Source organism: Amazonocrinis nigriterrae CENA67 (genome assembly GCF_016056305.1).
GTDB classification, from domain to species: Bacteria; Cyanobacteriota; Cyanobacteriia; order Cyanobacteriales; family Nostocaceae; genus Amazonocrinis; species Amazonocrinis nigriterrae.
Genome location: NZ_JAECZC010000099.1, coordinates 22,112 through 35,452, shown reverse-complemented (window position 1 = coordinate 35,452; position 13,341 = coordinate 22,112). Strand labels below are relative to the sequence as shown.

The window sequence follows — 13,341 nt, the reverse complement described above, 5'->3', positions numbered from 1 at the left end:
GCTCCCCTACTCCCCCGCTCCCCTGCTCCCCTGCCCAGCTGCTGCTAGAGCGATCGCCTGTGGTAAAATTCGATGTTCCTCAATTTGGATTCTGGCGTGGAGTGTTTCTACTGTATCGTCTGGCAGCACTGGCACAGCAGCTTGAATCAATATTGGGCCGCTGTCTACTTCTAAAGAAACCAGATGTACTGTACAGCCTGCAATTTTTACCCCAGCCTGCAAAGCTTGTTCTACAGCATTGATTCCTTTAAAACTAGGCAACAAACTCGGATGAATATTGATGATTTTGTCAGCAAAAGCATCAATTAATACTGGTGTTAGCACTCGCATCCAGCCTGCCAGAATCACCCATTCGACATTGTACTGCTGCAAAGTTTGCACAATTTTCGTGTCAAATACTTGACGACTTTTGTAGTCACGATGATTCAATAAAACAGCTTCTACACCCCTCTTCGCTGCCCTGACTGGTGCTTTGGCTGAGGGATTATTATAAATCAAAACTTGAATTTGGGCGTTGATTTGCCCATCTGCAATAGCTTGGGCAATTGCCTCAAAGTTGCTGCCATTGCCAGAAGCCATAATTCCCAGTTTTAAGGGAGAGCTTTGTGTAAGTTCTTGACTGGAAATGTTAGGAGAAATTAAGCTAGCAGTGGCAGTATTGATTGGGAAAGATTCACTCATAGGGAATCTATCTTATAACAAATGTGAACCTCTTGGACATTCAACTGCCTGAGATTCTTTCACAGGTATTTTTGGTGTAACTGGTGGTATGGTTGAAGGTTTATCAGTTTCACAAATAGCTGCCTGTGTCAATAGTTCACCTTGAACTTTTTGAGTAAAAACAACGCCTGTATAGCTTTTGAGTTCAGGTTTTTTGGCAGTTGCGGTGCTGACTGTCATTTTACTTTGGTTCTGGTTGCCTTGGTTAAGAATGCGAAAGCGGTAGTTCTCAGTCTCCGGTTTAATCCCAATCTGAAGTTGCCCAAGTGTTGGGCTAAATTTTCCGTACTCTAGATAATAAGCCTGTTGTGCGCGGTTTATAGTGCCAATATATACTTTGCCATCAGATGTTGTTTGATTGCTTTCTGGTTCGCTGCCATAGGGATTGGTAAGTTTAACATTTTCAGGTAATGTCGTAGAATTGGAAACTTTTTGGAAGACGGAAACTTCAGAAGAAAAAGCTTGAGGTCTGGGTTGTCCGGGATTAGTACCTTCTAATTGTAATCGCAACTGACCATTAGCAGTCAATTCAAAAATTGTCAACACTGGTTTTTGGTTGTTGGAAAGTATAACATCTAGATGCATGGGTTTTGGTATCGGGTTAATGCGATACTTCAATTCGGCAGCACTAGAATTACCGGAATTGAGAATATAAATAAATAATTTGCCTTCTGGAGCAAAGAGAAAGTTGAGTGAGCTTGAAGATATTGGGTCTTTAATTTGCCATTGTCCCAATAATTGCTGAGCAACAGAGTTTTTCTGTTGATTTGGTTGAGATTGAGTCGGTATTGGTGCTGTTGATGGTTGAGCCAGTACAGTTGCGTCGAGAGTCACCAGTAATGCTACAAATACGCTAGAGGTAAGCAATTTGCTGGCAATAGGAAGTTTAGCAAAGGGGAGTAAAATTTTAGACATTGACTTAAAAGCAACTAGATTGACAGGATCTTAGCAGACCTCTGTATAAAATAACCCTAAGTCAAAATTGCTATGAAAACATCACGCTTCTCTCAGATGCAGTTGCTAGATAATGATACATTTGCGGCTTGGACTTTTTTGACACCCGCATTGATATTACTAGGTGTGTTTGTTATTTGGCCGATCGCTTATGTGTTTTATCTGAGTTTTACTGCTGGTAGTTTCACTTCAACAGGTATTTATTGGATAGGCTTAAAAAACTACTGGCGCTTGTTACTCACTCCCGATTTTGGGCAAGTTGTTGGGAACACGCTTTATTTTACTGCTGCCACGTTGATTCCTAGTATAGTAATTCCCTTGGGACTGGCAGTGCTATTAAACCGCTCCCTTGCTTTACGAGGAATACTGCGGAGTGCCTATTTTCTACCCTCAATTATCTCTCTTGTGGCGGCTGGTTTAGGATTTCGCTGGCTATTTCAAAATACTGGGCCTGTAAACGCGCTGTTAAATTTATTTGGCATTGCACCAATTGCTTGGCTAGGAGATACATTTTGGGCAATGCCAGTAGTTATTATCATGACTGTTTGGAAACAACTCGGTTTTAATATGGTGGTGTTTTTGGCAGGGTTGCAGGCAATTCCCTCCAGTCGCTATGAAGCTGCTGAACTGGATGGAGCTAATGCTTGGCAACAATTTTGGCATATCACCCTACCAGGATTGCGACCTACTGTAATATTTGTTGCAGTCACCACTGCTATTTTTACATTACGGAGTTTTGAGCAAGTTTTTGTGATGACAGGTGGCGGCCCTTTAAATTCTACTAACCTGCTGGTTTACTACATTTACCAAGAAGCTTTTGCTCAATTTGATTTTGGTTATGCAGCAGCAGCAGCAACATTACTGTTAGCAGTAACCTTGGTACTAGTGTATTTGCAGTTACGTACTACGAGGGAAGAGTAGAGGTGCTTGCGGTGCAGGGGGGATGAGGAGATGGGAAAATAACTAATGACTAATGACTAATGACTTATTTAAAACTCCCGTTTGGAGAAAATGTAAATAGCGATCGCTAACAGCATGACACTGTAAAATAAGCCATACACTACATTAGTAATGAGTGCTGTTAAATCAGGCAATGCTTGCAAACCATAAACTGCTTCGTTTTTGAAATCTAGTCGAGATAAATCTGGTATAATCAGATATAAAATTTGAGCAAAGAGTTCTATAACTTCGTTACGTGTTAGGCGACCAAATTTGACTATATCTTGAGTGATGTTCCCCATTAAGTAGACTGCAAATGTTAAAGTTATTGCAAGTAGAGAACTGGTTAAAACACCAAATGTAATAGCTACAGCGGCGATTAAAGACAACTGTAAAAATAAAAAAGCTGCGGCAATCAAAATACTTGCTCTTTGATGGGGAATATTACCAAATTGTAAAAATATTAAATAAATCGTTGTCATCGTGGCAACGAGTACAGCCAGCACTGCTAACAAGCCCAAGAATTTACCTGAAATAATTTCACTACGACTTACAGGTTTAGCAATTAACACTAAAACAGTGCGTTTTTCAATTTCTTTGTTAACCAGTCCTGTACCAACAAATATGGCAATAACCAGAGTGATTACACTCATTGCCACCATACCAAAGTCTAAAAACATTTTGTTTTCAGTACTGGCTGAAAATTCCGGTAGTACGCGGATAGCGACAGCAAGGATAACAGCATAAAAACCGATAACATACAAGATGCGATCGCGTACCACTTCCTGAAATACATTTTTCGCAATTACAAAAATTTTGGTGATAGTCATTTGTCATTTGTCAGTTGTCAGTTGTCAGTTGTCAGTTGTAATTTTCTCCCCCTGCTTCCCCTGCTTCCCCTGCTTCCCCTGCTCCCCATCTCCCCATCACATCACTGCTGCGGTGGTGGCGCCCCAGTAATTAATTTATTCAGGCGATCGCATTCAACTTCTGCAACTGTGTTACTATCATCTGGTTGACTGGTGCGTGTATTGACGTTTCTGGGAGATGCAGCAACCTGGTTAATCTGACAAGATTTCTTCAAATAATATCCCCGTGGGTTAGAACTTGGGCCTAACCAAATACTTAGCAAATCTAATATATATCCTGACTTATTATTGCCTACACGCGCTTCAGCACGCCATAATTCCTTTTCTTCATATTGTCCCAGGTATTTATTTATTACTTGCTTACCCAAATTCCCCACTCGCGTGTTCGCTTCAGACAGCCATTTTTCGACTTCTGACCAAGGTCTTTCAGCTATTTCTTGTTCTACTCTTGGTTGTAATTTATCTAGAATCACAAGTCCATTTCTGGGAACTGCTTTTCCATCTTGAGTGATACCAACAAAAGTATTACTTACTGGCTCTTCAATTCTGTATACAAAGGTACTACGCTTAAAATTATCTGCCTGCAAACTAGGATATTCTTGTAACCAATTATCCATCACAAAGTAAAACTGAAGCCAACAACTTAGTACCATGCAACTAGATACTAAAATTACATGTCTTTGGCGAACCTCTGGCTTAGGAATCTGAGCTTTAGAATCAGTACCAGTACCTTCAAAAAAATCTGGAATGATTGTAATTAGTGCTGAAATTGTCGGCCAAAGAACGATTGTTCTTGATGTAATTGCATCTTCTTGATTGCCAAAAGCAAAAACACTGACTAAGAATCCAGTTATCACTGCACCTACTGGCATAAAAGTACCAGGAACTTTTAAAGGATCTTCAGTGGTATACCAAGCTGTGCCAGTAATTAAGAATAACCAACCAAAGAAGGCAATGATATCTTGTATATAACCTATAGCAAAATACGAAAGAACCCAAGAATATACGCTCAGATAAATAAATGTCTGCCAAGAATATATTTGTTTGGGAATTAATAGCTCTCTCAGTCTTTTATAGACGGCATCAACAAGTCCAAATAAACCGAATATATCTTTCAACAATGAACCCATAAATGTACCTCTGAATTTCTCAAATGATCACTATTCATCTAGTCATCAGTCCAGTTCAATTATTTCTATCTATTACGAATCAGCAAAATTAGGGTAATAGCACTGTAGCTGAGAGCATTGGCAATGAGTGTAGTGGTAACTAAATTTGTACTTTCAAATCTCACTTTTCTGGGAACTCGCCAGCGCCGACGTTGAGGTTTTTGTTGAGTTACTGGTACTTCTTCCTTCTTCTTGAACGCATCTTCTTTTAAGAAAAATACAAAAATTTGTAAAAGGAAAAATTTCATGATCACGGTTGTGAAGAAAATTATCACAGTGGTTAAAATTAAAACACTTTGTGTATTAGAAGATTTAAAAGTATTAAAAAAAACGTAATTAATTAATTCTGATTTCAAGTAAATCGGTAATACTGGCTCTAACAAAAAAAATATAGCCCAGCCAAGAGCGCTAGAAAAGTGATTGACAGAAATTGCATAAAAAATACTGGTCTTTTTATCAAAATTGAGCCTTTTATTAAAAACATAGGCTTCTAGGGGAATGGCAACCAGTAAAAATACAAAATTAAACAAAATCGCACCAAGGGGCAAAATTCTGGGAATAGTCAAATCTTCAAACATAAAGGGTCAATGGTAGGGGTTAAGTTTAAAGAGTAAGGGGAAGGTAGTCAATGTCAAGGGTTAACTTTAGAGAGTATAGCTGTGATAATGAGTGTGATGGGGGCATTTATCTCATTTTTCTTGTCGTATACCATCTTGGTATGCCAGTATACCCCTATTTATCCTGTTAATAGATCTTGTAGATTGTATTGAATTGGGAGATGGGGTGCAGGGGTGCAGAGGAGAATTCTTGACAACTGACAACTGACAACTGACCACTGACAACTGACAACTGACCTAGCACTCCTAACTGGTGGTACAACAGGTTAGGTAAGATTGAGAACTGCCACGTTATAGCATTTCGAGAGATGACAAGGAACGGCATCGGTATTCGCACAGCACAAGTGCGTTCTGAAAGGCTCACTGGTCAAATTCACGTTTACGATGGTGCGGGAAAAGGCAAATCCCAGGCGGCTTTGGGAGTGGTTTTGCGCTCCATTGGCTTGGGAATTAATACTCCCAGCAATTCCAACCGCGTTTTACTGTTACGATTCTTAAAAGGGCCAGAACGTGATTATGACGAAGATGGAGCAATTGCTGCGTTACAGCGCGGTTTTCCTCATTTAATTGATCAGGTTCGTACTGGGAGAGCAGAATTTTTTGGCCCAGAGGAAATTACTGCTTTCGACCGAGATGAAGCAGCGCGGGGTTGGGATGTAGCCAAAGGTGCGATCGCCTCTGGTTTGTATTCAGTAGTCGTCTTGGATGAAATTAACCCTGTCCTAGACTTGGGTTTGCTACCAGTAGATGAGGTGGTACGGACATTAAAATCTAAACCCCATGAGTTGGAGATTATTGCCACTGGACGCGCTGCACCGCAAAAGTTACTTGATATTGCGGATTTGCACTCGGAAATGAAACCCCAGCACCACCCAACAGCCAAGGAACTGTTGATTAATGGTATAGAAATTTATACAGGTGCTGGTAAAGGCAAGTCTACCAGTGCTTTGGGTAAGGCTTTGCAGGCCATTGGTAGGGGGATAAATCATCCTGGTTCTACCCGCGTATTAATTATGCAGTGGCTGAAAGGCGGTAGTGGCTACACAGAAGATGCAGCGATCGCAGCTTTACAGCAATCATATCCAGAGGTGGTGGATCATCAACGCTGCGGCAGAGATGCGATCGTCTGGCGCAATTCCCGCCAAGAATTAGACTACGTAGAAGCCGAACGCGGTTGGGAAATTGCCAAAACTGCGATCGCTTCTGGACTGTACAAAACCATCATTCTCGATGAACTCAATCCCACCGTTGACTTGGAACTACTTCCGGTAGAACCCATTGTCCAAGCTTTACTTCGCAAACCCCGCGACACCGAAGTTATTATTACTGGTCGCTGTCAAAATCAACCGGCTTACTTTGATTTAGCTAGCGTTCACTCTGAAGTTTACTGTCATAAACACTATGCTAATCAAGGTGTAGAACTGAAAAGAGGAGTGGATTTTTAAATTTAGTCAGTTGTCATTTGTTAATGGTCAGTGGCAAATGACAACTGATAACTGACTACTGATATTATCTTTGATTGAGTATGAACCTATATTGATTGGACTTCAGCGCATAATTAATCTTTGATTTTACACAATGCGATCATTATTTTCTTACTCAGTAGTGAAATCGAGCTTGGAGAAAATCAATCCGGTCATCACTTACTAGATAAACAATACGATGTTCCTAAGTAAGTCGCCGTGACCATGCATCTGAATCAAAGTATTTCAGTGGTTCAGGTTTACCAATCCCTGTAAAAGGATCTCGCATAATCGATTCAATCAAGTCAAAAGCGCGAAGTGCTGTTTTGCGGTTTGTCTTAACCCAATAGGCGAGGTCTTCCCGAAATTCTGGATGAAACACAGCATCTCTAACTTTGTTCTCATTAGGTTGGGATTCATCCTTCTTCGTCAACACCCAACTCCTGACGTAGTTCGTAGATACTTTGAGGTTTTAAAGTTCTTGTTTTTGCTCTTTCTAACGCAGTTAACAGACGAATTGCATTTTTAGGTGAGCGAAGTAAATGTGCTGTTTCTAATAAACTATCTAATTCATCAGCAGCAATTAGGGCAACGCTTTCGCCTTCTTGCCGGGTAATAATCACCACATCTCTATCTGCAACTACTTGATTACAGAGTTCGGTTAGGTTGTTACTAGCATCAGTCAAGTTTGTCTGGTTGGACATGGTGGGATATTTTTCTAATGCTGTAGGCTTTCAAGTAAATAATAGCTTGAGTGGTTAGAGGTGCGATCGCTTTTTTTCTGCTAACCGTACTCTATAGGTCAATACGGTTCAGTTAAGGATAATTGTAGGTTGGGTAGAGCGTAAGCGAAACCCAACAAAGTTGTGAAATTGTTGGGTTTCGTTCCTCAACCCAACCTATATCAAATCAAATTTTTAGCCCTAACTGAACCGTATTGCCCTATAGGTATTTGTAAAGTATTTCTCTAAAATTGTTATTACTCAACATCATAGCTTGATACTACTTTTGTAGCTAGTGCCCAGCTACTAATACCAATTTAATATGAAGCGCGTAAATTTTGTAAAAGCATTATTTGCTTACTCATATATGTAAAACTCCTAAATTCAGTAAATTACACCTGAACTCCACACTTTGATTAGGCTGAATTTTTTATTAGAGAGTATGGTTGAATCAACACCTCAGCCGGAATCCCTAATTGTTGATGTAAACGCCGAATCATCTCTAGTGTTAGTGCTTGCTGGCGATTTAAAATCTCTGTAACCTCTCCCAGACTCCCAATAATAGGTTCTAAATCATGAGCAGACAAACCACGGGATTCGAGATAATATAAAATAGCTTCAATCGGCTCTGGTGCTTCAACTGCGTAATGTTGTTGTTCGTATGCTTCCACGAGCGTTGTTAAAACTTCTAAGAGATCGCACTCCGGTGTGTTAGGCTCTGCATTAAATAATCTTTCAATTTCTGATAGCGTCGCACGATAATCAGCCTCGGTTCGGATGGGACGGGGTACGAGCATATATATTACCTCATATTACTGCCGCATCTACGTTATCGTATTCAGAGTGTGTTCCCACAAAGCGGATAAAAATAATTTTTATATCGTAACGGACGTGAACAATTAAGCGATAGGCATTGCCTTTAATATTAAAAATCACACGATCATTACCGATAATACTGCCGTTGCGATAAATACTTTTTATATCTGATGGACTATTCCATTCTGCACGAGATGCTTCATCATACCACGCTTTTAGTGGTTGCTCAGCATCAGGATGTTTTTCCCAAAATTGCCGTAAAGTGCTGCGTGCAATTATTCTCATAATAATTATGATTAAATTACTTTATATGAAAGTAGCCTATATACGTAAGTATTGCCATTGGGGTTAACACGGTTCAATAAAAAAAGGTTTATGAGCAGGTCGCCCATAAACCTTTTTGTATGAGTTACAAACTATAGATTATGCGCCTACAGCTTCTTTTGCAGCGTACAGTACTTCAGTTGAAATATCTTTGATGCCGCGATCGCGGGCAAATTTCTCAGTATTTCGCTTCACTTTTCCCCGCACAAACCCAGGAATTTTATTCAATTCTGCTAAACCATCTTTTGTCCAGTTGAGGTCAGATTCAGCAGAGATTCCTTTAGTAATTACTTCCTTAGTATCGTGACCACCAAATATTTCTAATAGATGGTCTTCCATTCCCAAAGTAAAGGAATTGTAGATCAAATCTGTAATTTGATTTGTACCTTCGTAACCCAAAAATGGTTTGTAACCAATGGGGAAGTTTTGCACGTGGATAGGTGCAGCAATCACACCACAAGGAATATCTAAACGCTTACCAACGTGGCGTTCCATTTGGGTGCCGAAAATGGCGGAGGGTTCTACGCGGGCGATCGCATCCCCAATTTCGCCGTGATCGTCGCTAATCAACACTTCATCGCAATACTCGCTTACTTGTTCGCGGAACCAATCAGCATCATATTTGCAATAAGTACCAGCCCAAACAACATGAATCCCCATTTCCCGTGAGAGAATCTTGGTGAGAGCAGCAGCGTGAGTATTATCGCCAAACACTACAGCTTTTTTACCAGTCAAGTTCTGACAGTCGATGGAACGAGAGAACCAAGCCGCTTGAGATACATACAAAGTTTGCTCGTTGATGAATTCTTCGTAATCAACATCAGCACCTTGGGCGTTAATTACCTGCTGAATTTTGCGGATGCATCTGGCAGTTTCCACTACACCCATGGGTGTAATATCTACGTAGGGTGTGCCAAATTCTGCTTCTAGGTAACGGGCTGTAGTTAAACCAAGTTCACGGTAAGGTACTAAATTAAACCAAGCTTTGGGCATCTTCTGCAAATCTTTCACACAAGCGCCTTCAGGAATTACGGTATTCACCTCAATTCCCAAGTCAGCCATCAGCCGCTTCAATTCAGTGCAGTCGTGTTGGTTGTGGAAACCAAGGGTAGAAATACCGATGATGTTGACAGAGGGTTTTTCAGTTTTACCTTGTGGGAGTTCGCCTTTTTTGCGGGCTTTCTCAATGTAGAATTGCACAATTTGATGCAGCGTGCGATCGGCAGCTTGCAGTTCGTTGAAGCGGTAATGGTTCACATCTGCCAGCATTACATCCCCTTTTGCCTCCAACTGTGCCCTTTCCACAAAGTTGTGCAAGTCTTCTTGGAGAATGCTAGAGGTGCAGGTGGGAGTTAACACAATCAAGTCTGGGTGTTCTTCAGCATCTTTGCGGGTGATGTTGTCTACTACCTTCTCTTGGGAACCGCGTGCTAAAACGTTGCGGTCAACAACACTTGCTGTCACCGGCGTGAAGTTCCTTTCCCGCGCTAGCATAGAGCGCATAACGTTAAAGTAATCATCGCCGAGTGGGGCGTGCATGATAGCATGAACGTTTTTGAAGGAACTGGCAATCCGCAGAGTGCCAATGTGGGCTGGGCCTGCATACATCCAGTAAGCCAATTTCATGTTGTGTTCTCCCTTGTCAACTCAAATAACACGGACTATGAGTGCATGATGATTAATTAAATCGCTTCTGATTGTCGCAAAACTTGTCACCTCCAAGAAGTTGGCAAACTAGCAAATTTTATCTAGGTTGCGATCGCTCAAATGCCTTTATTGATTGGGATGTAGCTTCTAATTTTAACAATATTTGTGTTGTTGAAGTTAAATAAAACTTAATTTTTTCGGCAAATTTGTTATCAAAGTTAATGTGCTGAATTAACTATTTTTTTACCTTAATTTTGCTTTACATTCTCACAAGGCTTTGCTTTGTGAGAATAATTTATGACTAAGTGGCGCTTTTTTTGAGCGTAAACATAAGGAATTAGGTCAATTGCTAACTTTTAACAACAATTATTCTATTTTCTTGATACTGTTAATACCCGCACTTAACCATTGATTTAGTAACCACTGACTAGCTGGCTTATCTAATGCAGGCAAAAGACGAAAGTTAAAAACTTCCTGCCAAACTTCTTCACCATGTTGAGAGACAAAAACAGTTTCTAGTTCTTGAAATCTAGAATAGTCTTGATTGCCTATAGCAGTAAGCATACCTATCAATTCATTAACAGGTATTTGAGTTGCTGTTAATTGTGCTTCTGTCATTGTCCTTTATCCCTAAAAATACAAACAAATCTGAGAGTTCCTCGCTTAGTATCAATTATTTCGATTAAATCTTTGTTTTTCAACCTTGCAAGGGCAAAACAAGCGAGTTCTGTTGCAGCCGCAGACCATTCTCTTGTTTATGTTTGGCAATCCCAGTTTTCATTTTCCGATCTTTCAAAGTCGTTTGGTTGATTTCCCTGTGTCATGCGGTTTCCTTTGGCTTAGAACCTAAGATACCGCATAATTGGTATCAGAAGTACTTGTGCAATAGTACCAACTTACTTATTACCAGATTTACTCACAGCCACCGACTCAGGTAAATTGATAGCTGGATTGCGACTAAAGAATCCTCTAGGAACTAGCTTAAACCCAACTCGATGAACTGGCATTACAGGCCAATCTTCTGGTCGCGGCACATGAGTAACGCCCATTGTGTACCACAGTACGATATCTTGATTGATTAAAGGCTCGTCATTAGAGATATACTTCGGTAAACCTTGTCCTGGCTGAGTTTGGTTAGGATAATCACCACCAGCGTAGAGTTCGTTAGGTTTATATCTCGTTAACCAAACATGATGAGTGGCAAATTCAGCCTTTTGTCTGATTTCTGCACCTTCCACAGGGAAAAATATTGAATTGCTGCCTGGCATCAGCATATACCCAGGAGCAGCCCCCAAAGCATTTTTATTTTCTGCATTCACAATCATCCATTCCCGGCTGTGTTTCATGTCAATATCACGCACAGCAGTTGTTTCTTTTGTTAATGGTGTTTCTTCTAATGCGATCGCATTTCCTAAAGGATTTTTCTCATCTATTGGCAGACCTTTCACATTCATTTCCATGACAGAATTAGCCTGACCATCTACATCCATATCTAAGCGGTAGTTGAAAAAGTGCTGATGGTTCACCCCGACAGTATTTTTTGCAATTAATCGACCATAAGAATTATCATCAGACTGCTTTTCGGCAGCTGTTCCCTGCGCCAGTACAATACCCGTTAATTCGTTTTGTAACTCCAAAGTTCCATCTTGGTGAAAGATCCAATTGATGCTGTAATCATAGTTGTCAACAGCTGCATTGATCGTCATCACTAATTCGCGATCGCGCCGGACATCATTACGTTGGGTGTTATACTCATAATGCTTCCAGAGTATACCGTTATCTTTTTCATAAATACCGATAACTCCTGGCATTACATAAGGTTCTCCCTGTTCATTAGCAAACACAGCATCCAGCAACAACCCATTTTCCGGAATTTCCTTACCTAATTCCATTGTGTTTGCTAGCAAACCAAAGTTGTATTCGCCAACATCAAAGGCATTTCTAAATGACCAAGTGGGATCAGGGTCGCCGTAAGGTACTACCATTTCTGATAAACTAGCGCGGTATAACACTGGTCGAATATTTTCCCCATCTTTGTATGTCACTTGATACAACACCAAGCCACTGCGGGGATGCATGAGATAGTGAAATTTCCAACCTTGCCAAGTAATTTCATTGCCATTGACGCGGAAACTTGTACCTTGCGGTTGCAGAATCTTTAAGAGTTTAGGAGGTGTAAGTAGTTTACCCAAAGTCTGCAAATCGTAATTCCAGTTTTCCTTAGAGAAAGGAACAATTCCTGTATCTACGAAGCTGGCGATTTTGCCTGTATTTAAATTAACTGTTGCTACCACACCTTCAATAGGACTACCGTAATAGTTCCAGCGATCGCCTTTATAGTAAGATAGACCCCGGCAAAGACGATTACCTGTGATTTCTTCCTGTTTACTTAGGATTCCTGGTGCCCAGCAATTAATTTTGACTAGATCAAAATCTGTAATTCCCCGCTTTTGCATTGCTGCTTGCCATCGAGGATCAGCTTTGACTACCTGCGTTGCTAGTGGATATTCCAGGTTGACAATAGCAGGTTGCACTGAGGGTATGTGTTTCCAAGAACTGAGGGTTTGGGTTTGCAGGTCAACGACAGCCTCATAGGTTTGATTTTGCGTTGGGCAAAGCCCTTTCCGAAGGCATCGTTCATAAATCACTAAAAAAGCTTGGCGTTGAAATGGTTTACCAGGAGTAAAATTAATCACTTCATTTTTATCGGGTTCTTGTAGAGAAATAATTGGAAACACTGCCATTTCGCTTAAAGATTTTGCTTTTTTGATCACTGAAACGGCTGTGCTAATTTCTACTTCTGTTAACGGAGTTAGAGGATGATAAATAAAAGGCTGTTGAGCAGACAATCTCCCCATCAATGTTAGAGAGAAGGAAATGAAAACAATAATGGTAATAACTAAACCAAAAAACCTGAGCCTCTTAATCATCATTTACATGCTGAAAATAATGTATAGTTAACTATTTCCAAGTATGAGCTAGGAAACCGATAGATTTAGAGGCTAATTTAACATTTATTTGTTCTTGATGAGCAACTTAGTTTATTTGTATTAGTTACTTAAGTAACTTCCATTCTAAAAAATCTAAAAAATATTCTAAAT

13 protein-coding genes and 1 pseudogene are annotated in these 13,341 nt (G+C 40.3%); 2 read left to right on the top strand and 12 right to left on the bottom strand.

Features of this window, described 5'->3' with window-relative positions:
• Positions 1-6 precede the first annotated feature (6 nt).
• Positions 7-681: a phosphoribosylglycinamide formyltransferase gene (purN, locus tag I8748_RS31075; RefSeq protein ID WP_198128333.1), complete on the bottom strand. Its 675-nt coding sequence runs from the start codon at positions 679-681 to the stop codon at positions 7-9.
• A 12-nt stretch (positions 682-693) separates the two neighbouring features.
• Entirely contained in the window at positions 694-1,635 is a 942-nt protein-coding gene (locus tag I8748_RS31070) for a type IV pilin-like G/H family protein (protein WP_198128332.1), read from the bottom strand.
• Positions 1,636-1,707: 72 nt separating this feature from the next.
• Here I8748_RS31070 and I8748_RS31065 point away from each other — a divergent pair, with 72 nt between their 5' ends.
• Entirely contained in the window at positions 1,708-2,595 is an 888-nt protein-coding gene (locus I8748_RS31065; RefSeq protein ID WP_225896599.1) for a carbohydrate ABC transporter permease, read from the top strand.
• A 68-nt stretch (positions 2,596-2,663) separates the two neighbouring features.
• Here I8748_RS31065 and I8748_RS31060 read toward each other — a convergent pair whose 3' ends face one another.
• The 3 genes from I8748_RS31060 to fraC all read right to left on the bottom strand — a co-directional run bounded on the left by I8748_RS31060 (position 2,664) and on the right by fraC (position 5,229).
• Positions 2,664-3,443 (bottom strand): ABC transporter permease, encoded by a 780-nt coding sequence (locus I8748_RS31060; protein WP_198128331.1) that lies wholly within the window; start codon positions 3,441-3,443, stop codon positions 2,664-2,666.
• A gap of 101 nt (positions 3,444-3,544) precedes the next feature.
• Positions 3,545-4,612 carry a septal junction protein FraD gene (gene fraD / locus I8748_RS31055; protein WP_198128330.1) on the bottom strand — a complete coding sequence of 356 codons (1,068 nt, stop codon included), beginning with the start codon at positions 4,610-4,612 and terminating at the stop codon, positions 3,545-3,547.
• A gap of 65 nt (positions 4,613-4,677) precedes the next feature.
• Positions 4,678-5,229, bottom strand: coding sequence for a filament integrity protein FraC (fraC, locus tag I8748_RS31050; protein WP_198128329.1), 552 nt, complete (start codon positions 5,227-5,229; stop codon positions 4,678-4,680).
• Between the two features lie 347 nt (positions 5,230-5,576).
• On the opposite strand from fraC, the gene I8748_RS31045 reads away from it, so the two are divergent.
• On the top strand, positions 5,577-6,713 hold the full coding sequence (locus I8748_RS31045; protein ID WP_198128328.1) for a cob(I)yrinic acid a,c-diamide adenosyltransferase: 1,137 nt from the start codon (positions 5,577-5,579) through the stop codon (positions 6,711-6,713).
• A gap of 154 nt (positions 6,714-6,867) precedes the next feature.
• Here the strand turns inward: I8748_RS31045 and I8748_RS31040 are convergent.
• From I8748_RS31040 to I8748_RS31010, 7 genes and pseudogenes are all read right to left on the bottom strand, one after another.
• Positions 6,868-7,167 (bottom strand): annotated as a pseudogene (locus tag I8748_RS31040) (Txe/YoeB family addiction module toxin).
• Positions 7,148-7,435 carry a type II toxin-antitoxin system Phd/YefM family antitoxin gene (locus I8748_RS31035; RefSeq protein WP_198128327.1) on the bottom strand — a complete coding sequence of 96 codons (288 nt, stop codon included), beginning with the start codon at positions 7,433-7,435 and terminating at the stop codon, positions 7,148-7,150. Before I8748_RS31035 ends, I8748_RS31040 begins: the two are co-directional and overlap by 20 nt.
• Positions 7,436-7,869: 434 nt before the next feature.
• Positions 7,870-8,250, bottom strand: coding sequence for a helix-turn-helix domain-containing protein (locus I8748_RS31030; protein ID WP_198128326.1), 381 nt, complete (start codon positions 8,248-8,250; stop codon positions 7,870-7,872).
• A gap of 10 nt (positions 8,251-8,260) precedes the next feature.
• Complete coding sequence (locus I8748_RS31025) at positions 8,261-8,554, bottom strand: type II toxin-antitoxin system HigB family toxin (RefSeq protein WP_198128325.1); 294 nt, start codon at positions 8,552-8,554, stop codon at positions 8,261-8,263.
• 138 nt (positions 8,555-8,692) lie between these two features.
• Positions 8,693-10,219, bottom strand: coding sequence for a ferredoxin:protochlorophyllide reductase (ATP-dependent) subunit B (gene bchB, locus I8748_RS31020; protein WP_198128324.1), 1,527 nt, complete (start codon positions 10,217-10,219; stop codon positions 8,693-8,695).
• A gap of 387 nt (positions 10,220-10,606) precedes the next feature.
• The gene (locus I8748_RS31015) at positions 10,607-10,858 is read right to left on the bottom strand and encodes a hypothetical protein (protein ID WP_198128323.1); all 252 of its coding nucleotides are present in this window, start codon (positions 10,856-10,858) and stop codon (positions 10,607-10,609) included.
• Between the two features lie 278 nt (positions 10,859-11,136).
• The gene (locus tag I8748_RS31010) at positions 11,137-13,170 is read right to left on the bottom strand and encodes a primary-amine oxidase (RefSeq protein ID WP_198128335.1); all 2,034 of its coding nucleotides are present in this window, start codon (positions 13,168-13,170) and stop codon (positions 11,137-11,139) included.
• Positions 13,171-13,341: the final 171 nt, after the last annotated feature.